Source organism: Arthrobacter sp. TJ-266, assembly GCF_058269115.1.
Genome location: NZ_JBZCNC010000004.1, coordinates 49,105 through 71,767, shown reverse-complemented (window position 1 = coordinate 71,767; position 22,663 = coordinate 49,105). Strand labels below are relative to the sequence as shown.

Here is a 22,663-nt window from a genome sequence, read left to right as displayed (position 1 = left end):
GTTTGAACACGTAGGTCGTACTCGTGTGCGTGAAGTCCCGTTTACCTAGTGTTCTTCTCAAGAGCTTTGAAAAAGCTGGGGAAATACTGACGAATTGGGTCTCTCATGGGTTGTCCGTCCCGCGGCACTCGCGTTCCTAACCACACACGCACCTCACACCACTTCCTCCCGGGTACGGAGAGCGGCCGGTCATCGGCCCTGCCCCTCCTCACCGCCTGCGAGCAGCGGGCCGCAACGCCGTCCGCTGAGTCGCACCCAGAGACGGAGCCGGCGACGTCAGGACCTTCTGAGACCAAGGTCCGTCCCCAGTCGTCGTCGGCTCCCCTGATCCATCCCATGGCCGGCAACGATGCCGGCATCGGGCAGAAGGAAGCGGGCTCGCGATGACGCAGCTGCACAGCGCACTCGGCAGCCCCGCGAGCGTCCGGCCCCTCAGTGTCGACAGCCGCGCGCTCTCCCTCTCCGGCACCGCTTGGCGCAAGCGCTACCAGACCTCGCTCGCCGCAACGGACTCGGTGCTGATCCTCGGTGTGCTGCTGCTCACCGTGAACCTCCTGACGCTCGATGCCGGCGTCGCGCGGATGGCCGACGTCCTCGGGCTCGGCGCGGCCGTCGCTGCCGGCTGGATCGCCATGATGGCCGCCATGCGTACCCGCGATTCCCGTCTCGTCGGGACCGGCGCGGGAGAGTACAAGAAGGTCATACGAGCGAGCATCGCCACCTTCGCGGTTACGGCTGTGGTCGTGGTCCTCGCCGACCTCGAGCATTTCCGCGACCTCCTCCTCCTCGCGATGCCCGCCGGCACGCTGCTGCTGCTCGGTAGCCGCTGGCTGTGGCGTCAGTGGCTCATCCGGCAGAGCCGGGCCGGCCACTACCTCTCGAAGGTGGTCGTCGTCGGGCGTCCGTCCGATGTGCGGTACGTCGCCGGTCAGCTCGCGAAGAAGTCGGGTGCGGCCTATGCCGTGGTCGGCGCCGTGTACGAGGGCAAGTCCAATCCCGCGGCGCTACAGACCGGGGACCGCCTGGTCCCCGTGGTCAGCGGGCTCCGCAAGATCGAGGACTTCGTCGCGCACACCGGAGCGGACGCCGTGATCGTCGCGGGCCACCTCCGCAAGGGCAGCTCGTACATCCGTGAACTCGGCTGGCGCCTCGAGGCCACGTCCACGGAATTGGTGCTCGCCTCCACGCTCACCAACGTGGCCGGCCCCCGCATCACCATGCGGCCCGTCGAGGGCCTTCCTCTCATGCACGTCGAGTTGCCGCAGTTCACGGGCGGCCGCCACCTGTTGAAGCGGGCGCTCGACGTCGTCGTGTCCGCCGCAGCGCTCATCATCCTCTCGCCCCTGTTCCTGGCCCTCGCCGTGACCATCCGTCGCGATTCCCCGGGGCCCGTGTTCTTCGCCCAGGAACGCGCGGGCAAGGATTCCAGCGTCTTCACCATGTACAAGTTCCGGTCCATGGTCACGACGGCCGAGGACGAGCTCGAGCTGCTCAAGGAGCAGAACGAGGGCAACGGCATGCTCTTCAAGCTGCGCGACGACCCACGGGTCACGCGGATCGGGCGGGTCATCCGGAAGTACTCCCTCGACGAGCTGCCGCAGTTCTGGAACGTGCTGCGCGGCGACATGTCCCTCGTGGGGCCGCGGCCGCCGCTGTTCAGCGAGGTGTCGGGATACCAGGAGCACACCCACCGCAGGCTCCTCATCAAGCCGGGACTCACGGGCCTGTGGCAGGTCAGCGGGCGCTCGGACCTCGACTGGGACGAAAGCGTGCGGCTGGACCTCTACTACGTGGAGAACTGGTCCGTCACCGGCGACCTCATCATCGTCTGGCGCACCTTCAAGGTGATGTTCAAGCCAGTCGGCGCGTACTGAACAGCAGTTCACCGCTACAGCACTCATCAATTAGAGCCTTGGACTCAAAGAAGGATCATCAATGGGAATCCGAATCGGCTATGCCGCCGGCGCCTTCGACCTTTTTCACATCGGTCACTTGAATTTACTGGAAAATGCGAGGTCCCGATGTGATTACCTCATTGCGGGTGTCGTGGCTGACGAGGTACTCGAAATAACCAAAGGTAGAGCACCAGTGATCCCGCTTGCTGAGCGACTTCGGATCGTCGGTGGCATCAGAACTGTCGATCAGGTCTACGGCGATCATCATCTGGACAAGGTTGACAGCTGGAAGGCGCTCGGTTTCAACGTCTTCTTCAAAGGCGACGATTGGCGGAACACCAAAAAAGGCCTGGATCTGGAGAATCGCTTCGCGCCATACGGCGTGACAGTCGAGTACTTCCCGTACACGCTCCACACTTCGAGTTCGCTTCTTCGAGCTGCACTCGAACGATCGACAACATCCCTCGGTCAACCTGGAGCGGGCGAACCGTTGCTGGAGGTGCAGCGATGACTTCTCTCGCGATACAACGCGTGTCCGTCCTCGGCGTCGAAGTGAGCTGTGTCGACATGCCCACCGCTGTTCACCGGATTTCCAGCGCCATCGAAAGCGGCGAGCGCGGCTATGTGTGCGTCACTGATGTCAACGCGCTGCTCCATGCCAGCGTCGACGTGGAGCTGCGTGAGGTCTTCAACGGGTCGACGCTCACGTTGCCGGATGGCGTTCCCCTGGTGTGGGCGGGGCATTACGCAGGTGCCGCAGCGATGCAGAGGGTATGCGGACCCGACCTCCTACCGCGCCTTCTCCTCGAAGCGTCTGAGAAGGGTTGGTCTTCCTACTTCATGGGCGGTTCGCAAGACGTCAACGACGGTCTTGTGTCTCGATTGAGGCAGCAATTCCCTGCAATGAAGGTTGCTGGCCAGTACAGCCCGCCGTTTCGGCCGCTTTCCGACGTTGAGGATCGCGATCTGGTGGAGCGTATCAACGCAAGTGGTGCAGATATCGTGTGGGTTGGTTTGGGAGCCCCGAAGCAGGAGCGGTGGATGGCAAGCCATCGGCCGTTGCTGAACACTGCAATTTTGATCGGTGTCGGTGGTGCGTTCGATATGCACGCCGGGAAAATAGCCCGGGCCCCGCGCTGGATGCAGCGTAGCGGACTCGAGTGGTCGTTCCGCTTGGCAAAGGAACCTCGTCGAATGTGGCGGCGATACTGCCGCAATATCCCGATTTTCCTGGCCCGATCACTGACGAAACCGCCACGGTTGGTGGATCGGCTATGAGTCCTATCGCTCCGAGCGGCTTCGCTCGTCGAATGGGCTGGGGCTTGGCAGACCAAGCTGTTTCAAGCCTCACCAACTTCGGGGTTGGAATCCTGATTGCACGCTCGGTGTCCATCACGGACTTCGGGGCATACGCCCTCGTGTTCGCTACGTTCTGCACTCTCTTGGCGGCCTCCAGGGCTCTGGTGACAGAACCTTTCGCGGTGCGATTCAGCGGGACGGGCCGTTCCAAGAGCGATACTGAAGCTGCCCTCGGAACTGTGTTGGCCTTTGGTTTGGGTCTGGGCGTATGTCTTGCAGCGTTGTCCTCACTCTTCCCATCGTCGTTGTCCGGTCTCTTCCTTATCCTCGGGATCATTTTGCCGGGTCTGCTGTTGCAAGACGCTCTGAGGTTCATCTTCTTCGCGCAGGGTCGAGGGAAACACGCCTTCGTGAACGACGTGCTCTGGGGGTTGTTCCTCATTCCCTCTTTCGGCTGGGTGCTCCTCAGCCCCGCACCTTCAGCATCGGCCTTCCTTCTCGCCTGGGGTGTGTCGGCTACGTTGACCGGGCTGATCGTCTTGTGCCTCAGCCGATATCGCCCGCGAATCACTGATTGCACCACGTGGCTGCGTGATCACCGTGAGCTGTGGCCGCGATACCTGACAGAGGGTCTCTTCCTCAGCGGGTCGCTTCAGGCAACCACGACCATTATCGCCGTTGCTTTCGGGCTCAGTGCTGCGGGTGAGTTCAGATTGGTCCTCGTTGTGCTCGGTCCGGTGAACGTTCTGGTGCAGGGAGTCGGGGCGGTTGCGGTGCCCGAGGCTGCGAAAGCAATGGCGGTTGGCCGACGCGCGCTCAGCAGATTGGTCCTCATCTTCTCCATGATTGTTGGACTTGGAGCCCTAGGTTGGGGATCGACGATAGCGCTCGCACCGATTGATTCCGTCGCCGTCCTTGCAGGTGGTTCGTGGTCCGGAGCTGTCGGTCTTCTGATTCCGCTGTGTCTCACACAGGTACTCAACGGGTTCAACACAGGTCCGGTCGTCGCTCTACGGGCGATGCGCGTGGCCAGGCAAAGTATGTGGTTGAGAATAGCAACTTCTCTGGTTGTCGTTATAGCGGTGTTGATCTCGACTACGAGTCCGCTCGCCGTCACTGCGGCGTGGGCAATGAGTTGCGCCGCAGCGTTGAATCTTCTGATGTGGGTCGCCCTGTACACAAGAACGCCGATCCCGCGCCTTCCCAGCGAGCAGAAGAGGAACATCTCAACTTCCTCTTCAACCAAGTTCGCATCAAACAATAACTCGTCTGTCACTGAGAAATCAGAAGCAGCAATTTAGGAAATGGATTCATTGTGGACGACTGGTCAATCTGGGGTGGCATCACAAAACTACTGCGAACGCGTTGGAAGTCCATCGTGGTCATGGGAGTGCTGGGCGGTGCTCTCGGCGTCGGCTACGGGAGCGTGGATCCGGTGGTGTATACCGCCAGAGCAGAGGTCGTCACAGGCAACTACTCCCTACCAGCAGATATAGGAACCGATCCTGCAGTTGCGAAGGCCGGACCCTTGGGGCTGGAACTTCCCGCTGAGACGCAGGCGCGCATCATCTCCAGTCCTTCTATTGCTGCCGAGGCCGCAAATGCGCTCGGGCTCACGGGAGAAGAGTCGACCCTGCTTCAATCAAGCACTTCTGCAAGTCCGACAACGGACAACAGTTTTTCTGTAGGTGCCGAGGGGCGGACGGCCGAGCTTGCAGCGCGTAACGCGAATGCCGTAGCGACCGCGTTCTTGGACTATCGGGCCGGCGTTGGTCGGGACGAACTTCAGCGGTTGGCAGACCAAGCGCAGAAAGTAGCTACCCAAAACCTTGAAGCAGCAGTGGCACTTGACGCACCTATCAACGCTGCTCTCGAGGACGGGAACAATGCGTACGCGTCGGTCATGCTGACACGACGACAGGAACTCGAGCGTCTTGCCAGTACCAGTAGTGCCTCCGTCGCCGCTCTGGAATCCGCAGCGGCCTCTTTCGAAGGTGGGGGCGGATTGCTCCGACCGGCGACAGCGGGGAGCTCGTCATCGTCATTGTCGGGCGTCGAGTTGGGCGGAATCGGTACGCTTCTCGGGCTCGCTGCCGGCGCAGCACTTGCAGCGGTCAGGCGTCAGGTGAGTGATCGTGTCCTCGATGACAGTGACATCATCAGGAGCACCGGAGTTTCCGCGGTTGCCGAGGTCAGGGCAGGCCAGGAGTTGCAAGCAACAGGACAGCTGTTTGTCCGCTCCATCCTGAGGAACTCGGTGTTCGAGCACACTTCTCCGAGGCACCTCTTCCTCCGTCCGGTCGCATCCGACGCCGGGATCGCAGCGGCTTTGGCGCTCATCGCGAACGGATTGCGTGCCCAGGGGCGCTCTTTCCTGGTCGTAGCTCTGGACGCGTCGGCGGCCGATGAGATGAAGCACGTTCACCTTCAACTTCAGAACGCGAAGGAAGTCACGCTCGGCGCCTCAGTTCCGAGCAGCGATCAGATCTCATCGTTCTCGGGAGTCGAGCCTGAGTTGGTTCTGCAGTCCGTCGGATTGCGTGGCATCCCGGACTTCGTTGTCCTTGTCTCCGGTCACCCGGACGACGAGCGCTTTCATGAGAGCGTCCTGCCCCGCGACTTCAATGGAACGGCAGTGTTGGTCGTTCGGAAGAGTAAGGACAAGGTCTCTGCGCTCGCTCACACAGTGAGGCGACTCACCAGTGCCGGCGTGGCGGTCGATGGTGCAGTCCTCGTGGACATCGGAAGTCGACCGGGTGGACACCATTCCAAATCCCGCCGCCAGTCGCCTGAAACTGCGGCTAGTCTTGCACCTCAGTTTGGACCCAGCCCGCGGCAGTCTCCGCGCCCGGAGTCCGTGAATGTGCTAGCGACCAAATGACCACCATGGCGGATCCGCGAACTCGCAGCTTCCCTCCGGCCTCCAGACAGAGGTCATCATCGACGAAGCGCCGTCTGGTCCCAGTGCTGCTTGTTTGCGTCATCTGGGCGATTCTCTTCATCAACGTGCAGCCGTGGAGTTCCGCGGATGCGCTGGGAGGTAGGGACAGCAGCGCGGAGTTCAAGGGCATCATCGTCCTCGCGTGTCTCATTGCGCTGGCCGTTCTCGTTCCACCGCGCTCGCGGATACCGATGCCCGCAGCCGCTGCAGTCCTGGTCACGTATGGCATGTTCCTTCTTCTGGTCGGGTACACCCAGGTGGATGGGCTGAGTGCTGTGCTCCGCGGTGTGCGATACATCGCTGGCGTACTCACCGTTCTTTTGCTTTGGACTCTGGTCAAGGATCGGTTCGAACGACTGGTGTGGGCAGGGCTTTTCGCTTTCGCCATTCTCGCTTTGACTGTCCTTGCCGGCTTTATCAACGGATCCGGGCAGTGGCTCGATGGGAAGCAATTCTCGGCGGGCGGGAGACTGATAGGCGGCCTGCTTCCGATGATGCCGCCCCGTGTCGGCGAGATCGGGGCAGTTCTTGTCGGACTGACGGTCCTCCTTGCCCTGGCCGGGCGACTGCGATGGTGGCAGATGGCTCCCCTCGTGGCCACTGGGTTATCGCTTCTCCTGCTCAGTAGGACTCGGACTGCCGCGCTTGCGCTGGCCCTCGGTCTACTGATCGCCTTCCTTGTCACCGCCCGTCATCGCCTCGGGGTGAAAGGCCTGTTCGCCATGGTTGGCGCCGCAGTCGTAGCTCTCCCTTTCAGCGCGACCATCCTGGCGTGGCTCGTGCGAGGCCAAGACCCCGAACTTATCGGTCGACTGAGCGGCAGGACGGCGGTGTGGCAGCACATCATCGCCACCGATCTCGATGCGGGCGAGTTGTTCCTGGGTCACGGCCTCGGGGAGAAACGCGTGTCTCTTCGACGCGGTGAGGGAGACATTGCTTGGGTCCCGATCGACAATAGCTGGCTCAGCCTCTACTGGGAGGTGGGTCTGGTTGGGGTAATGCTCGTATTCATAGCATTGGTCATTGCTGTAGTTGCGGCCCTCCGTACCATTGACCCGCTCGCTCGCGCTGTCGCTGTCTTTCTCCTGATGTACGTTGTGGTCGCCTCGGTCAATGAAAGTGGCCTCAGCGACTTCTCGTCGCTCACTCTGCTCCTGCTGATGGCAATTTCCATCTGCTCGGCAAAATCCCATTCACGTGATGCAGCTGTTCACGCATTCACACCCTCGCAGAAACGGTTCCAGCCGTGAAATCATCCCTGAGGACAATCGTCCCGTTGTTGCTAGCACTCTTCCTCCTCGCGGGTCTCAGCGCACCTGCACAAGCGAGGCAGACGCCTCTGTCCGCTACCGAAACGGGGATGTGGCAGACGAACGGAACCGTTCGATCGCTCGCCTACGCGAATGGAAAAGTATTCGTCGGCGGTGAATTCACTTCAGTACGCCCGCCGAGTGTGCCCTCTGGCACCAACGAAGTAGCGAGAGCCTATCTCGCAGTGTTCGACGCGGCATCGGGAGCGCTGATCGCGTCGTTCGACGCGGCAGCGAACGGTCGCGTCTACGTACTCGAAGCCTCGCCCGATGGTTCTCGTGTGTACGTCGGCGGCGATTTCACGACCTTGGGTGGGAAGGCGCATCGTCGCCTTGCTGCGATCAACACAACCACGATGCTTGTCGACCACACGTTCAACCCGAATGTTGCCTACCGGGTAACCGCTATCGGAGCGACGGCCGAGAAGGTGTACTTCGGTGGGTCGTTCGGAGCAGTGAATGGCGAAACCCGGCTTCGAGCGGCCGCAGTGACCTACAACGGGGCTCTTCTGCCGTGGAATCCTTCCGTGGATGGTGACATCGGGGCTGTCGAGGTCTCACCCGATCGATCCTCGGTCTACATCGGCGGCGCATTCTCGAATGTAGGGGGCAAGCCACAGCGGGCGATCGCCCTCGTGGACGACATGCTCGGCGCCACACTGTCGTTCCCAGCAGCTTCAGCGATGCCGCCCTTGACCAGTGGTTGTGATGCCCGGGTCAGAGAGATCATCAGTGACGATCAATCGATCTATGTCGCTTCCGCTGGCGACGGTGGCGGTTGTTTTGACGGCACATTCTCGGCTGACGTCGCCACCGGTGCCTTGCGCTGGAAGAACAACTGTCTTGGCGCGACGGAGGCCCTTGCGCTCGTCGGGGGCACCCTTTTCAAGGGGTCGCATGCACATGACTGCTCGTCCGACGGTGCCTTCCCTGAGGGCCCGAACCGCATGTTGCTCGCGCAGGATACTCAGACCGGCAAGATCGGAGGCTGGTACCCAACGACGAACGGCGGGGGAACGACCCGGGTGGGCCCCTTTGCGATGGCCACTGACGGCACCAAACTCTGGGTCGGGGGCGACTTCACCACGGTGAATGGTAAGCAGCAGCAGGGAGTAGGTATCTTCGGCCCCGATCCTCAAACCAATCCGGACCGGCCTCTCACCCCTACGACAACCAGCGATCGAAGCGGTGTGGCAAAAACCACTTTCCGAACCACACTCGACGACGATGACGAACAGCTCACCTACAGGTTGTATCGCAATGGTATTGCGGAGCCGGTGATGGTCCGCGAGATCACGTCCCGCTTCTGGGACCGACCGTCGGTGACATTCCAGGAAGAGGGGCTGGCGCCGGGTTCGCAGGTTGCCTATCGAGTAGAGGCGAGCGACGGCACCGGATCCACCGTGTCGTACTGGACCCCCTATGTGACCGTTTCGGATGCAACTCCGAATTACGCCGACACAGTTCGGTTGGACGGAGCTGCGTTGCACTGGAAACTCGATGAGACGAGTGGCAGTGGAGCGGCCGATGCGGTGGGAACCAACGTAGGGACATTCAGCGGAATCGATCCCGCGCAGACTGGAATCTCACCGACGTCCGCAGCAGTCCGCCTGACCTCGAACTCCAGCAGGATTACGAGCAGCAACACCCAATCGAACCCGACCACATTTTCCACTGAAGCCTGGGTCAAGACGACGAGCACTCGAGGAGGACGCATCTTGGGTTTCGGGAACCAGCAGTCGGCCGCGAGTTCAAGTTACGACCGCCACCTCTACATGCGCGACGACGGCATCATCAATTTCGGTGTCTGGACAGGCTCTGCTCAGCTGCTGTCATCGAATGAGCCGCTCAACGACGGCGCGTGGCACCACGTGATGACCTCGGTACAGCCCGGAAGCATGAGCTTGTACGTCGATGGCGTCCTGCAGGGCTCGGCAAGCATCCCTGCCATCGAGAGCTACTCCGGGTTCTGGAGAGTAGGAGCTGACAATGTCGGCGGCTGGCCAGGGCAACCCTCAAGCGCAGCGCTTCAGGGCTTCATCGACGAGGTAGCGGTTTACCCGATTGCACTTTCGAAGTACGAAGCGGCGCTGCACTATCAGCTCGGATTGGGCAATACGGCTCCACAGGCGACCTTCAGCTCGACATGTAGCAATCTGGATTGCACTTTCGACGCGTCGTCGTCGACCGATACGGACGGCACCGTGACAAGCTACCGCTGGGAGTTCGGGGACGGTCAAACGTCGACCGGGAGCCGAGTCGCCCACTCGTTCACGGATAGTGGGACCTACAAAGTGCTACTCACCGTCACTGACGACAGAGGCGCGCAGTCCGTGAGTGTGAAGAGTGTTGAGGTGAGGAAGCCGAACGCAGCACCAACATCGCAGTTCACCACGAATTGCGAGGGTGTCGGCTGTGTCTTTGACGGAAGTACCTCGTCTGATCCCGACGGCGCCCTTGTCTCCTACCTCTGGTCCTTCGGCGATGGAGCGTCGGCTTCGGGATCGGTTGTCCGGCACACCTACGCAGCGGCTGGAGTCTACGACACGCGGCTGGAGGTGAAGGACAGCGAAGGTCGGACGCATGTCTCGTCCCAGCAGGTCACCATAACGGCGCCGCAGAACCAGGCACCGACAGCTGAATTCAGCTCCAACTGCTCGGGCGCCGTATGCTCCTTCGATGCGTCCGCCAGTACGGATCCAGACGGCGCAATCAGCCGATACGAATGGGTTCTCAGCGATGGTACGCAATACACCGGACCGATTATCAGACACACCTTTGCAACTGATGGGTCCTTCAATGTCGACCTTCGAGTCATCGATGCAGGAGGTCTCACCGCGTCACAGCGCAGGAGCGTGACCGTGACTACCGCACTGCCTGCAGGGACCCCTCTTGTGCAGGACTCGTTCAACCGCACTCAGACCTCAGGGCTCGGAACCGCGAATCTCGGTGGTACGTGGCGGGTAGCGGGATCAACAACTCGGTATGCCGTCGAGCCGACCTTCGGCATCCTGAAGATGCTGGCTCCGGGTAACGCGCCCAGCGCCTCGTTGCCCGAGGTTGTGATGAAGGAGTCGGAAACGAGCGTCGATCTGATGTTGGACAAAGCAGCCACCGGCGGCGGTGTCTACGTATCGCTGATTGGGCGGTCGGTCGACGGACAAGGTGAGTACCGGGCAAAGTTGCGGTACCTCTCCTCCAACCGTGTCTACATCGCGATCACGCGATCGGCGAGCGACGGATCGGAGGTGTATCTCACTCAGGAAACTCTCGTTCCCGGGGTGGCAGGGGCGCCTGGTGAACGCCTGACGCTGAAGATGCTCGCCAGCGGAGAGGGGCGGACAGATCTCAAGGCAAAGGTGTGGGCCGCAAGCGGGGCTGAGCCGGCCAACTGGCAAGTCGCTGCAACCGACACCACTCCGGTGCTTCAGGCCAAGGGGTTCGTCGGGGTGAGAGCGCAGCTTTCCGGCTCGGCGACCAATGCTCCAGTGTGGGTGAGGATGTCGAATCTCCTGGCCACGACTCCACGCCAGTGATGGACCGATACGCAGAAGAAGGGGCAAGGACCATGAGTGCTGACGTCGCCCATGACCGCGGGGCCAGACGCCGGGTCGTCATGTCAGCCTACGCATGTGGACCGGGCCAAGGTTCGGAACCTGGTGCAGGCTGGGCATTCGCCGAGGCAGCGGCCGAAACATGCGAAGTGTGGGTGCTCACCAGGGAGAGGTTCCGAGCGAGTATCTCGGCGAAACTCGCGGACGACGTTGATCTCAGGAAGTGGTTGCACCCGGTATACATCGATCTTCCTCAACCGTTGGTCCGACTGAAGAAGCATCATCGCGACGTGTACTGGTACTACCCGATGTGGCAGCGTCTCGCAGGGCGCGAAGCCAAGCGTCTGCATTCGCAGCATCCATTCGACGTTGCCCATCACGTCACGTTCGCAGCTGATTGGCTCCCTTGCGCTCTCACCGCTCTGCCCCGTTCGGTCCCGCTCGTGTGGGGACCGGTGGGCGGTGCCACCCACGCACCGGTGAGCATGTATCCAACACTCGGCCTTCGTGGAGCAGGGTCGGAACTGGCCCGGAGAGTCCTGGGGTCTGCGCTGCGGCGAATGTTCGGCGATCACGCGGCGAAGCGAGCAGACCTTATCGTCGGGCTCAACAGCGATGTGAAGCACCGTTTCGAGCGGTACGGGCGGATAGTCGTGGAGACCAATGCAGCCCTGGGGCAGCCGTCTACCGAGGCTTTGCGATCTACGCCTGAGAACGGCTTGCGTAGAGCAATCTTCGTTGGTCGTCTTGTTTCCTGGAAGGGGACGAGGCTAGCCCTCGAAGCTGTCGCGCACAGGTGCAACGGCGACTGGCAGCTCGATTATTTTGGTGAGGGCCCGGAGCGCGAATGGCTTGAGCGGCACATTGATCGGAGGGGATTACATGACAGGGTGCGCCTACACGGCGAGATGCCACGCGACGAAGTGCTCCATCAAATGCGTTCAGCCGATGTCCTCCTGTTCCCTTCCATGCACGACTCATCAGGCTGGGCTGTTGCTGAAGCCACCTCTTTGGGCCTTCCCGCTCTAGTCCTCGACCTGGGTGGGCCTCAGGAGGTGGCGTCGGCGGGTTCCCGTGTCGTCCGATCAGGTAGCGGAACTGCCGCTCGCCTCGCGGCGGAACTCCACAATTTCCCGATCAGCGAATACACCGAGCCGAGCGATCGATGGTCCGCTCGGCGACTCCCAGCCCTGGTGAGCGGATGGTACGAGTCAATCAGCCCGGAGCATGACGGAGCTGACAGTGCCTTGAGAGAAGGACAGCACCAATGAGCAACGAGCGCGAGCTTCGACGCCGAGAGGTTGTCGGCATGAGTATTCTCTCCCTCGTTCTTCTCGGATGCTCAGAGCAAAGCGGCCGGGAAAGATCCTCGGGTCAGAGCGCAGTAATGACGCCGACTACTGGTGCAACGAACACGCTTTCTGCGGCGGACTTCATCGGGCAGAGCAGGTTCCACATCGCTCATCGGGGTTCGGGAGACAATTGGCCGGAGCACACCGCTGAGGCGTACCTGCGCTCCTCGGAAGCAGGTGCACAGGCGATCGAAATCTCGGTGTGCGCGACGAAGGACGGCGTCTTGGTGTGTCATCACGACACGAACACCGAGCGCATGACCGGTGTCGCACTTGAGATCGCACAGCAGGACTTCGCTCGTCTGAGCATTCTTCGAAACGATTCCAGGAGTTGGACGGGGGGCGGGACGCAACCTCAGCCGATACCGAGATTGTCAGATGTCCTCGGGATGATCGATCCCAGCATCATCGTGCTTGTTGAGGACAAGCAAGGAGGAAACGCGGATCGTATACTCGACCTCCTCGACACCTTCCCGAATGCCAAGAATCGTTTCATCTGGAAACAAGCAGCCGGTGCTCCAGACGTTCTCAAGGCAGTCGACCGTGGGTACAAGACATGGGGCTATTTCGTCAGCAACGAGGACGGGGCCTTCGATAAGCACGCCGATAAATTCGATGTGTTGGGGATCTACCATGGAGCCACCGACGACGAGATCAGGGACTTGGTTGGTCGCGGCAAGCCAGTGATTTGCTGGGAGATCCATACCCGATGGATGCGCGACCGAGTCATAGGCCTTGGCGTACAAGGACTCATGTGCTCGAACTTCCCCTATGTATTTACCGACGCTCCTACGATCTCTGTTTTTCCCCCGTCGTCCGAAGTGCGACCTGCAGGCGATCTTCCATGGATTCTGTCTCCCAAATACCAGCCCACTCTGTTGCCGGATGAGGAGGCGGTGCGTTTCGCTATGGATGCGAATGCGGGTTACATGAAGGGTTCGCTCTGTCCCGTTGATGGAGCGAACCTCGATCTCGAGGTATCGATACGATGGCCATACGCCGTTCCGTCGCCTGAGCACTCCGCAGGTGTCGCCTTCGGGCTCGCATCTGATCTCCCGTACCGGGCTTCAATCCCCCGATCTGAAGGAGGTTATGACGTTCTCCTCAGTGCGGCCGGGCTGTTGACCTTGTCCCGGAAGGACCCGGTTCCAGCAGGCGCCGAGAAGGACAACACGATACGCCTGGCGTCAGTCCAGGTGCCTCCACCAGTCAAGGGGACATGGACTGAACTTAGAGTCAATGTTTCGCCCACCTCGTTGAGCGTGCAGCATGTTGGCAATGGGGAAACGATAGAGGTGCGGGATTCGACATACCGAGGTGGTTACCTTGGGCTATGCAAAAGCTACGGGGCGCCCATACCCGTGGACCTGAGAGTCGGTAGCGCAAGGATGCCTGCTGCCTAATGATCGGGCTCAGCCGATGGTCCGCTTCCCTTGACGGCGGATGCGTAAATTGCTTCCAGTTGGACGATGTTCTGCTCAGGTGTGTAGCGACGCAAGTACAATTCCTGCGCTTCGGCTCCCCACTTCCTGCACATGTCCGCGTCAGACATTTGTTGCATTGCTCGGGCTAGTGACGCTGCATCACGCGGAGTGAAAGTGAGTCCAGTTCGTTCTGGCTCCACGAGTTCACTGAATACACCGTGATCGGGAACGATGACTGGCACTCCATGAGCAAATGCTTCCACGACGGTGAGACCGAAGGTTTCGAAAGCGCTTGACGGATTCACCAGGTATTGAGCCCGCGAAAGTAGTTCCATGGCAGCCTCACGGGTCAGCGCGCCAACGAATTCCACCGAATCACCGAGCACTTCTGCATCTTGTCTGATTCGGTCCTCAAGTGGGCCGGACCCAGCGACGACGAGTTTGCCCATCGACGGTTTCCACGCGTTGATCAGAAGATCAGCACCCTTCTCCTCGGACAGACGACCAAGGAAGAGGGCGAATGGACCACCTGTAAGAGTGTGATTAGCACGCGCAACCGGTCGGGGGATGAAATGCGGCTTCACCGATATCTTCTCCCCCGGTATCCCGTACCGACCCATCAATGTGCGAGCGAAGTCGCTCATCACGATGAATCGCGTCACACCTTCCTTCCAAGATCCTCGGATCCTGTGGTAATCGATCGATACAGCGAGAGGGGCGCTTGCCACCCTGCTCCCGCGATAGCAACCGTGTATGACGGACGGTGCTGCCGATCGAGTGAGGCAATCGGTGCAGGGCTCGCCATGACGGAGAAGCGTTCCTGCGGCACAGAACAGGCGGTAATTGTGGAGAGTCATCACCACTGGTACGCCGAAGTCCCTTGCGGCTGCCAGAATCGAGGCACTGATCAAGGGAAAGGGATTGTGCAGGTGTATGACATGCACCTCGTGCTCGGCGAGCAGGTCCGCCACCGCACGTCGATCAGTGGGCGACCAGGTCAGCCGGAACGGCACCTCCACCTTCCTCCGCAGGGTCATACCCTCTATGTCGTCACTCCGCGCGAAGTGGGTCAGGACCTCGTGTCCGGCGTTCCGTAACAGCTCGACCTCTTGCGCTACCACCATGTCCTCACCACTTGGTTGTGAGCTTCTGTAGGAATTGTGGATCACTAGGATGCGCATTATGGTTGTCCTCATTGCGTCGCCCGCGGGTGGCTAAGGTTGCATCCTGCAACCCAGTGCACGGTTTCTGTTCAAGGTCTCATTACGTGAAGGTCATCAGTGACTCCAATGCGACCTCTTAAGCATCGTATCCTCCTCCTTGCAATCGCCTGCGCGCTCCTACCTACGACATTCGTCTCAGGTGTTGGGCAAGCTGATGCCGCCGATCCGTGCACAAGAAACGTGCCTCTGGGGGAGGATGTAGCCGCTGCGGTACAACGAGCACCAGACCATGCGGTTGTCTGTCTGGCTGCCGGCGTGCACCAGGTGACGACGACCATTGTGCCGAAGACGGGTCAGACCTTGCGCGGCGCCGGCGCAGTTTTGTCGGGCACGAGGCCGGTCTCCGGTCTGGTCCGAGCGAGTGGACGATTGCAAGTTTCTGGTGCTCTGCCGGCACGATACACGGCAAGCGGCCAGTGCGAGGTGCTCGGGAGCTCACTTTGCAACGAAGCGGAGATCCTCTTCCGAAACGGGATCGCCCTCTCTCCTGTCTCCAGTCTCGATTCACTGGGCTCGGACGAGTATTTCGCTGACTACTCGAGCAACATGCTCTATATCGGTGGAGGGACGGCCGGTGATTCCTACGCCTTGGCGAGGACGCGCACCGCGATCGAATCGAGGGCGGCGGGAGTAGTTCTGGACGGGCTGACGGTTAGGGGATTTGCCAACTTACCCCAGACCGGAGCGGTAGTCGTTAGTGGACCCGGCTGGTTAGTGCGTAATTGCGTCATCACGCAGAATCATGCTATCGGTCTAATGTTGGCTCGCGGAGAGCGAGCGACCATCGAGGGCAATCAGATCTCGCGCAATGGTCAGTTGGGTGTCGGGCAGTGGCAATCGAACGGCGCAAAGATCGTCGGTAACACTGTGACCGAGAACAACACGCGCGGCTTCTGGGTGGCTGACTGGGAGTCCGGCGGTATGAAAATTACATATTCTTCCTCGGTCATCGAGGGCAACACCTTCAGTGCAAATCGGGGTGTCGGTGTCTGGGCTGATGTTGCCGCGGACGACGTCATCATTCGTAACAACACGATCACTGCGAATCTTGCAGACGGCGTGCGCTTCGAGATCAGCCGAAACGGCCGAATCGAGGGGAATCACGTTACAGATAATGGACTTCATGAAGGGCGGGGTTCGGGAACTGGATTGATGTCGGGCGCGGGTATCAACATTAATACCAGTTCGGATGTCTCAGTTTCCAGCAATACTTTGAGCGGAAACCTGAACGGTATCGGTGTCCAACTTCGTCCGCGGGGGTCCGGGCCATTCGGTCTCTATCGCTTGTCGAATATTGACATCACCGACAACGTCGTCGATCTTCGTAGTCCGAATACGGCTGTTTCCGGTGTGGTGAGGGCATCGAACTATCCGACGTCGATCGCGGATGCGCAAGTTACTTTCGCCCGCAATAAGTATGTCCTCAATTCCCCGCAGGATCGGAAGCTATTTTTCAACCAAGGCGCCATGACGTTCACCCAGTGGCAAGCGCAGGGCCTGGACGTACTCGGGCAGATTGGGTCGGCTCCGGCTCCGGCGCCGCCCGTTGTGGCGCCAGATCCAGGGCCTCCCGCGCCGTCGCCGCTCCCGCCTGTAACGCCACCGACGAAGCCGAATCCCGAACTCGGACCCTTTGTTGCGCGCGACTCGTTCGACCGGGCACAAGAGGGCCTAGGGCGCGCGGATCTGGGCGGCGACTGGAGCGCGAACGGTGGCAATTACTATTACCGGACAGCGTCCGGTACGGGCAGGTGGTTGATGAAGAAGCCTGGGAGCGCGCCTGCGGCGTACCTTCCGGGAGTCCAAGTGGGAGGAAGTGAGACCACGGTCCAGTTCACTCCCTCAGCGGCGCCGAGTGGCGGAGGCGTGTATGTCTCCGTCGTTGGGCGGGCCGTTCCAGAGGTCGGGGAATACCGAGCTAAAGTACGAGTGGCGCCTGAAGGCACCTGGATCTCGGTAGTCACGTCGGACGCTTCGGGCTCTGAGCAGCCATTGAGTTCGGAATTCAAGCTGCCGCCCGGGGGTCAAGCCTTCGGAGTACGCGTTCGTGTGAATCCCTCGTTGCAGGGGGAGACCCTGATCCAGGCGCGCGCGTGGCACGTGGAAAGCGGTGAGGGAGCCACATGGCAGGTCGAGGCTCGTGATTCCACCTCTGGTTTGCAGACCGCCGGAAGCGTCGGTTTGATGTCCGTACTCTCCAGCCGGGCCACCACGCCACTGAATCTGCTGGTGGAAGACTGGGCAACGCGGAGCCTGACCTGACTGGTTGGCAAATAGGAAGAAGGATCGGTGCGGCATGTCGGACAATAGGAGGGCCGATCGCGACTACAGAAGTCTAATCGCCGAGCTTCGAGGCCATCAGAAGACCTCGAAAGGAGCGTCGGCATACGCACGGTTCATCAATCGTCCTTTAGGACGCAGGTTCGCCGCGGCGGCGTTCCTGCTTGGACTGTCTCCGAACGTGGTCACAGGCATTAGTGCGCTGTCCACTCTGGCTGGTTTCGTGTCCCTGCTCGTGGGCGGATGGAGCTTCTGGACCGGAGCAGCAGCGTCCTTCTTTCTGGTTCTGGGGTACGCGCTCGATTCCGCGGACGGGCAACTCGCCCGGTTGCGCGGAGGGGGGTCGCCCGCCGGTGAGTGGCTCGACCACGTCGTCGACGCCGTGAAGATGGGCGCGATTCATCTGGTAGTGCTCATCGGGTGGTGGTCGTCCGGGAATTTCGTGCCCGAGGTACTTTTTCTTCCGGTCGTGTATCAGGTGCTCGCGACGGTCTTCTTCTTCACCATCATGCTGACCGACCAGCTGCGTCGGCTCAATCGTGGCTCGGCAACCATGCGGCTGGCGGGTGATGGGCATTCATCGCTGATCTATTCCCTAGCAGTGCTGCCCACCGAGTTCGGCATCTTGGCACTGATCTTCGTTCTTTGGGGCTCCGCTCTGTTCGCTCCTGTCTACGCCCTGCTCCTGGTGGCCAATGGGCTGTTTCTCGCGATGGCGCTACCGAAGTGGTATCGGGAAGTTGCTGCCTTCCGCGCGTAGCAGGTCACTTAGGTTCCCCTGCGGTGCCGTGTCACCCACCGGGTGGGAGGATTAGCGCAGACAATCCTGACGTATTTGCCGTCAGGCGCACCGACCCACCCGAGGAGACCGACGTGCCCGTGGTCGAAACGCCCGTCACACTCACGCACTCCACCCCGGGGGCAGGGGCCGGGCTCACCGATGCCGAGGTGCGGCGCATCCGGAACGACTTCCCCATCCTCGGGACGGACATCAATGGCGCACCGCTCGTCTACCTCGACTCCGGCGCCACCTCCCAGAACCCGCTGAGCGTCATGGAGGCGGAGCAGGAGTTCTACGAGCAGCGGAACGCTGCCGTCCACCGCGGCGCACACTCGCTCGCCGTCGACGCGACCGACGCCTACGAGGACGCCCGTGCCGCGGTCGCCCGCTTCATCGGCGCGAGGACCGACGAGCTCGTCTGGACGTCCAACGCGACCGAGGGCATCAACCTGGTGGCCTACGCGATGTCCAACGCGGCAGCCGGACGCGGGGGAGAAGCAGCCCGCCGCTTCGCCGTGGGCCCGGGTGACAGCATCGTGGTCACGGAACTCGAGCATCACGCCAACCTCATCCCGTGGCAGGAGCTCGCCGCGCGGACCGGCGCCGAACTGCGCTTCATTCCGGTCGACGACGACGGCGCGCTGCGCATGGACGACGCCGCCCGCATCATCACCCCGGACACGAAGCTCGTGGCCTTCACGCATGCCTCGAACGTGCTCGGCTCGATCAGCCCGGTGGCGGAGCTCGTGCGGCTCGCGCAGGAAGTCGGCGCCCTCACGCTCCTCGACGCCTGCCAGTCCGTGCCGCACCTGCCGGTGGACGTCAAGGCTCTCGACGTCGACTTCCTGGTCTTCTCCGGCCACAAGATGCTCGGCCCCACGGGCATCGGCGCCCTGTACGGCCGCAGGGAGTTGCTGAACGCCATGCCCCCGTTCCTCACGGGCGGCTCGATGATCACCATGGTCACCATGGAGCGCGCGGAGTACCTGCCGTCGCCCAACCGATTCGAGGCGGGCACGCAGCGCATCTCGCAGGCCGTGGCGCTCGGCGCCGCAGCAAACTACCTCGCGGAGACGGGCATGGAGCGCATCGAGGCGTGGGAGTCCGAGCTCGGCGCGCGGCTCGCCACGGGTCTCGCCGCGATCGACGGCATCCGACTGCTCGGACCCGCCGCGGGCCACCCTCGCACCGGTCTCGCAGCCTTCGACGTCCTCGGCGTCCACGCGCACGACGTCGGCCAGTACCTCGACCACAAGGGCATCGCCGTCCGCGTCGGTCACCACTGCGCGCAACCCCTGCACCGCCGCCTCGGCCTCACCGCGAGCACCCGGGCGAGCACCTACCTGTATACGACGACGGACGAGGTGGACGCGTTCCTCGACGCGGTCGCCGAGGTCCGCCCCTACTTCGGAGCGCACTAGATGAGCACTGGCCTCGAGCAGTTGTACCAGCAGATCATCCTCGACCACGCGAAGGCCCGCCACGGCGCACCCCTGGCGGAGTACGACGGCGCGGGCCGGGTGGGGGAGTCCCACCAGTTGAATCCCGTGTGCGGCGACGAGATCACGCTGCGCTCGGCCGTCACCGACGGCGTCGTGGAATCCGTCAGCTGGCAGGGCGACGGGTGTGCCATCTCGATGGCCTCGGCCTCCGTGCTCACCGACCTGATGGCGGGCGTGCCCCGCGACGACGCCATCAACCTCGTGGACGCGTTCCGCGAGGTGATGCGCTCGCGCGGGCGCATCGAGGCGGACGAGGAGGTCCTCGGCGATGCCGCCGCGTTCTCCGGGGTGTCCCGCTTCCCGGCGCGGGTGAAGTGCGCCATGCTCGCCTGGGTCGCTCTCGAGGAGTCACTGCTCGCCGCGAACGCCTGACTGTTCGATACTCCCGTCCCGTCCCAGGGACCGGTCGGTCGGGCGCCGGACCGGTCGAGATGGTTCGCGCGTTCATGCGACGGAACGTCAGCGACGGGGGTCAGCCCGTGGACGTCACCGCTGAGGCTGCGGGATGGACAGGGTGAACCGGCTGCCGCGCGCCGGGTCGCTGACCACGGTGATGACTCCTCCGTGCTCGCTCACGATGCTGCGGGTGATGAGCAGACCGAGACCGACGCCCGGTACGGCGGTGGCCCGCAGGGACGGTGACCGGAAGAACCGGTCGAACACCTGGTGCAGCTCGTCGGCCTCGATGCCGATCCCCGTGTCGGCGACCTCGATGGTCAGCTCGGCCTCGTCGACCGAGGCGTGCAGGGTGATGCTGCCGCCCCTGCGGTTGTACTTGATCGCGTTGCTCAGCAGGTTGTCGACCGCCTGCGCGAGCCGTACCGGATCCGCCACGGCCTGGAGCGACGCCGGAGCCTCGTTGCGGAGAACGACACCGGCGCGGTCCGCTCGGACCTGGGCGGAGGAGGCGGCGTCGGTGAGGATCCTGCCGACGTCGGCGGGTACCGGGTTGACCTCGAAGGTGCCGGCGTTGATCGCGAGCAGGTCCTCCACGAGCTGTTCGAGCCTCAGGGCGTTCCGCCGTGCCACCTCGAGGTGGCCGGGTACGCCGTCCGGGAGCGCGTCGGCCCGTTCGAGGGTCAGGTCCAGGTAGCCGAGGATGGCCGTGAGCGGCGTCCTGAACTCGTGGGACACGTTGGACAGGAAGTCGTCCTTGGCCTGCAGCGCGAGGACCAGTTCGGTGACGTCGTTGAAGGAGACGATCGTGCCCGCGAACGCGCCGTCGTCGTCCGTCATCGCGTGCGAGGAGATGCTGAGGGCCCGCTGGGACCGGCCGGCGCCCACCCACACCTGCTCGGCCTCGAGCTGCTCCCCGCGGATTGCCCGCCGCACGGGCCGCTGCTCCACGGGCACGGGAGTCACGCGGTCGGGCCCGAAGATCAGCAGGTCGGCCTCCGTGGGATCGTCGTTCCCCGCGGGCGCGGCGGCTGCGTGGGCCTCCCGCTGCCGTGCGTTCATGAGGATGTCGTTGCCCTGGGCGTCGACGGCGAGCAACCCGACACCGAGGGCCTCGAGCACGGTCCCGAGCAGGCGTTCGCGGGACCGGCCGGCGTCCGCGCTCTCCTGCAGCGCCGCCTGGGACGCCCGGAGCGCCTCCTGCCGCCGCCGGTTCTCCTTCGTGAGCGCACTGACGAAGCCCGCGAGGCCCGTCAGCATGATCGGCAGCAGGATGGGATCCACGAGGGCGTCGATCGTCATCTCCTCGGTGCCGACGGCGAAGGGCAGCGCGATGATGGCGAGGGAGGCCAGGATGGTGATGATGATCGCGGTGCTCGTCCGGATCCTCGACGCCGCGATCCAGACCACGGGGAACGCGGCGAGCAGCCCGATCCCGCTGAGGCTCTCCCCGGCTGCTGCGCGCGAGATGCCGATCGCCACGAAGTCGACGAGGGGAACGAGCAGGACCCAGCGTGTCCCGATGGCCGACCACGGCAGGCAGAAGCACAGGACGAGCACCAGGACGTGGAGGGCCCAGCCCACGAGGAACAGCTCCACCGAGGCGAGGTCCCGCCTGTCGGCGAGGACGAGCGCCGTCGTCAGGGTGAAGGTGATGGTCAGCGCGAGTTCGCTGAGGAGCACGCGCCGCCGACCCCTCGTCCGCCGTGGCCTGGCCGCGGGATCGACGAGGGCGGACAGGGATGGCCCGTCGTGGAGCATCGGTGCGCCGTCCGCCCCGCTACGCGAGCAGCGTGCGGACGCCGATCACGGCGGTGGCCGCCCCGAGGATCATCGACGTGGAGATCAGCATGATGTGGACCGTGAGGAAGCGGGTGGCGGCGCCGTTCGCGTCACGGGCGCGAGGGTCCTTGAGGATGCGCTTCAGGAACGGCGGCCAGACGATCAGGGTCCAGACCCCGGCGAGGATCAGGATGAGGGCGAGGGGTGTGGGGAGCTGCATCGTGTCCCTTTCGGACGTCAGCGGGTCGGTGGAGTTCAGGGAGCGGCGGGCGGGTCTGCCGACACGACCGCCTGCGTTGTCAGCGGCTCTCGAGCCACTTCCGGGCCTCGACGGCCTGGACGTTCAGGGCCTTGCCGATCATCGGCTCGGCGGCCCCGGCGATCTTGCCGCCGAGGAACGGGATCGAGGACGAGACGGTGCCCTGCAGGTCGACGACGGTCTCCGTCCCCTGCGCGACGAGCCGCTGCACCGCGGTCACGGACAGCGGCACGTTGGCGACGGACATGCTGAGGTCGGCCTGCCGTGAGCCGTCCGCGTCCGGCGCGCTCCAGTGCTCGACCTGCGTGACGGAGAGGGTCTCGCCGACGAACTTCCGTGCCATGTCGGGCAGCCGATCGGTGGGCATGGTGCGCACGGCGGTGAGGGTGAACGCGCCGGCGGTGTCGCCGTCGACCGTCAGTGATTCCAGGGTGCCGCCCACGTACTCACTCATGTGGCGGACGAAACCCTCGTCCGTGAAGACGCCGAGCACGGTCGGTGCGTCGAAGGGGAGCGTGGTGGAAGCGTTCAGGGCCATGGTGTCTCCAGGTGCGTAGGGGCTGCCACGCCGTCGGGCGGGGGCTGGTTCTCCCGGCCATCCTACGGCGTGGTGGTGGCGCGGACCGGTGGGGTGCAGGCGGGTCGGACGGCCGTCGGGACGGGAT

17 protein-coding genes are annotated in these 22,663 nt (G+C 62.8%); 13 read left to right on the top strand and 4 right to left on the bottom strand.

Features of this window, described 5'->3' with window-relative positions; all coding sequences use genetic code 11:
- Positions 1-383 precede the first annotated feature (383 nt).
- The 9 genes from AC4D12_RS12060 to AC4D12_RS12020 all read left to right on the top strand — a co-directional run bounded on the left by AC4D12_RS12060 (position 384) and on the right by AC4D12_RS12020 (position 13,754).
- Entirely contained in the window at positions 384-1,874 is a 1,491-nt protein-coding gene (locus AC4D12_RS12060; RefSeq protein WP_490950182.1) for a sugar transferase, read from the top strand.
- Between the two features lie 61 nt (positions 1,875-1,935).
- Complete coding sequence (locus AC4D12_RS12055; RefSeq protein ID WP_490950181.1) at positions 1,936-2,406, top strand: FAD synthase family protein; 471 nt, start codon at positions 1,936-1,938, stop codon at positions 2,404-2,406.
- Entirely contained in the window at positions 2,403-3,173 is a 771-nt protein-coding gene (locus AC4D12_RS12050) for a WecB/TagA/CpsF family glycosyltransferase (protein ID WP_490950180.1), read from the top strand. Before AC4D12_RS12055 ends, AC4D12_RS12050 begins: the two co-directional genes overlap by 4 nt.
- Positions 3,092-4,495, top strand: coding sequence for a hypothetical protein (locus tag AC4D12_RS12045; RefSeq protein ID WP_490950179.1), 1,404 nt, complete (start codon positions 3,092-3,094; stop codon positions 4,493-4,495). Before AC4D12_RS12050 ends, AC4D12_RS12045 begins: the two co-directional genes overlap by 82 nt.
- A 14-nt stretch (positions 4,496-4,509) precedes the next feature.
- Positions 4,510-6,075 carry a Wzz/FepE/Etk N-terminal domain-containing protein gene (locus AC4D12_RS12040; RefSeq protein ID WP_490950178.1) on the top strand — a complete coding sequence of 522 codons (1,566 nt, stop codon included), beginning with the start codon at positions 4,510-4,512 and terminating at the stop codon, positions 6,073-6,075.
- The gene (locus AC4D12_RS12035; protein WP_490950177.1) at positions 6,072-7,385 is read left to right on the top strand and encodes an O-antigen ligase family protein; all 1,314 of its coding nucleotides are present in this window, start codon (positions 6,072-6,074) and stop codon (positions 7,383-7,385) included. Before AC4D12_RS12040 ends, AC4D12_RS12035 begins: the two co-directional genes overlap by 4 nt.
- A 110-nt stretch (positions 7,386-7,495) precedes the next feature.
- A complete protein-coding gene (locus AC4D12_RS12030; protein WP_490950176.1) occupies positions 7,496-10,981 on the top strand; it encodes a PKD domain-containing protein in 3,486 nt (1,161 codons plus the stop codon).
- Entirely contained in the window at positions 10,981-12,270 is a 1,290-nt protein-coding gene (locus AC4D12_RS12025) for a glycosyltransferase (protein ID WP_490950175.1), read from the top strand. Before AC4D12_RS12030 ends, AC4D12_RS12025 begins: the two co-directional genes overlap by 1 nt.
- Positions 12,267-13,754, top strand: coding sequence for a glycerophosphodiester phosphodiesterase (locus AC4D12_RS12020; RefSeq protein WP_490950174.1), 1,488 nt, complete (start codon positions 12,267-12,269; stop codon positions 13,752-13,754). Before AC4D12_RS12025 ends, AC4D12_RS12020 begins: the two co-directional genes overlap by 4 nt.
- Here AC4D12_RS12020 and AC4D12_RS12015 read toward each other — a convergent pair.
- Positions 13,751-14,899 (bottom strand): glycosyltransferase family 4 protein, encoded by a 1,149-nt coding sequence (locus AC4D12_RS12015; protein ID WP_490950639.1) that lies wholly within the window; start codon positions 14,897-14,899, stop codon positions 13,751-13,753. The two genes, AC4D12_RS12020 and AC4D12_RS12015, sit on opposite strands and share 4 nt — an antisense overlap.
- A gap of 354 nt (positions 14,900-15,253) precedes the next feature.
- Between AC4D12_RS12015 and AC4D12_RS12010 the strand changes: the two genes are divergently transcribed.
- The 4 genes from AC4D12_RS12010 (at position 15,254) to sufU (ending at position 19,933) form a co-directional block, all read left to right on the top strand.
- Positions 15,254-17,260 (top strand): right-handed parallel beta-helix repeat-containing protein, encoded by a 2,007-nt coding sequence (locus AC4D12_RS12010; protein ID WP_490950173.1) that lies wholly within the window; start codon positions 15,254-15,256, stop codon positions 17,258-17,260.
- A gap of 34 nt (positions 17,261-17,294) precedes the next feature.
- Positions 17,295-18,038: a CDP-alcohol phosphatidyltransferase family protein gene (locus tag AC4D12_RS12005; RefSeq protein WP_490950172.1), complete on the top strand. Its 744-nt coding sequence runs from the start codon at positions 17,295-17,297 to the stop codon at positions 18,036-18,038.
- A 113-nt stretch (positions 18,039-18,151) separates the two neighbouring features.
- Positions 18,152-19,480, top strand: coding sequence for an aminotransferase class V-fold PLP-dependent enzyme (locus AC4D12_RS12000; protein WP_490950171.1), 1,329 nt, complete (start codon positions 18,152-18,154; stop codon positions 19,478-19,480).
- Complete coding sequence (sufU, locus tag AC4D12_RS11995) at positions 19,481-19,933, top strand: Fe-S cluster assembly sulfur transfer protein SufU (protein WP_490950170.1); 453 nt, start codon at positions 19,481-19,483, stop codon at positions 19,931-19,933.
- 114 nt (positions 19,934-20,047) lie between these two features.
- Here the strand turns inward: sufU and AC4D12_RS11990 are convergent, their stop codons facing one another.
- The 3 genes from AC4D12_RS11990 to AC4D12_RS11980 all read right to left on the bottom strand — a co-directional run bounded on the left by AC4D12_RS11990 (position 20,048) and on the right by AC4D12_RS11980 (position 22,536).
- Positions 20,048-21,640 (bottom strand): sensor histidine kinase, encoded by a 1,593-nt coding sequence (locus AC4D12_RS11990; RefSeq protein WP_490950169.1) that lies wholly within the window; start codon positions 21,638-21,640, stop codon positions 20,048-20,050.
- A gap of 97 nt (positions 21,641-21,737) precedes the next feature.
- Positions 21,738-21,959, bottom strand: a complete 222-nt coding sequence (locus tag AC4D12_RS11985; RefSeq protein WP_490950168.1) for an SCO4848 family membrane protein — start codon at positions 21,957-21,959, stop codon at positions 21,738-21,740.
- 79 nt (positions 21,960-22,038) lie between these two features.
- Positions 22,039-22,536 (bottom strand): DUF2505 domain-containing protein, encoded by a 498-nt coding sequence (locus AC4D12_RS11980; protein ID WP_490950167.1) that lies wholly within the window; start codon positions 22,534-22,536, stop codon positions 22,039-22,041.
- Positions 22,537-22,663 lie beyond the last annotated feature (127 nt).

Coding starts and splice junctions, on each gene's coding strand:
- AC4D12_RS12015 (WP_490950639.1), bottom strand. CDS start 14,899: ATGGTGGTAGCGCAAGAGGTCGAGCTGTTACGGAACGCCGGACACGAG.
- AC4D12_RS11985 (WP_490950168.1), bottom strand. CDS start 21,959: ATGCAGCTCCCCACACCCCTCGCCCTCATCCTGATCCTCGCCGGGGTC.
- AC4D12_RS12055 (WP_490950181.1), top strand. CDS start 1,936: ATGGGAATCCGAATCGGCTATGCCGCCGGCGCCTTCGACCTTTTTCAC.
- AC4D12_RS12030 (WP_490950176.1), top strand. CDS start 7,496: ATGTGGCAGACGAACGGAACCGTTCGATCGCTCGCCTACGCGAATGGA.
- AC4D12_RS12005 (WP_490950172.1), top strand. CDS start 17,295: ATGTCGGACAATAGGAGGGCCGATCGCGACTACAGAAGTCTAATCGCC.
- AC4D12_RS12035 (WP_490950177.1), top strand. CDS start 6,072: ATGACCACCATGGCGGATCCGCGAACTCGCAGCTTCCCTCCGGCCTCC.
- AC4D12_RS12025 (WP_490950175.1), top strand. CDS start 10,981: ATGGACCGATACGCAGAAGAAGGGGCAAGGACCATGAGTGCTGACGTC.
- AC4D12_RS12050 (WP_490950180.1), top strand. CDS start 2,403: ATGACTTCTCTCGCGATACAACGCGTGTCCGTCCTCGGCGTCGAAGTG.
- AC4D12_RS12060 (WP_490950182.1), top strand. CDS start 384: ATGACGCAGCTGCACAGCGCACTCGGCAGCCCCGCGAGCGTCCGGCCC.
- AC4D12_RS11980 (WP_490950167.1), bottom strand. CDS start 22,536: ATGGCCCTGAACGCTTCCACCACGCTCCCCTTCGACGCACCGACCGTG.
- sufU (WP_490950170.1), top strand. CDS start 19,481: ATGAGCACTGGCCTCGAGCAGTTGTACCAGCAGATCATCCTCGACCAC.
- AC4D12_RS12020 (WP_490950174.1), top strand. CDS start 12,267: ATGAGCAACGAGCGCGAGCTTCGACGCCGAGAGGTTGTCGGCATGAGT.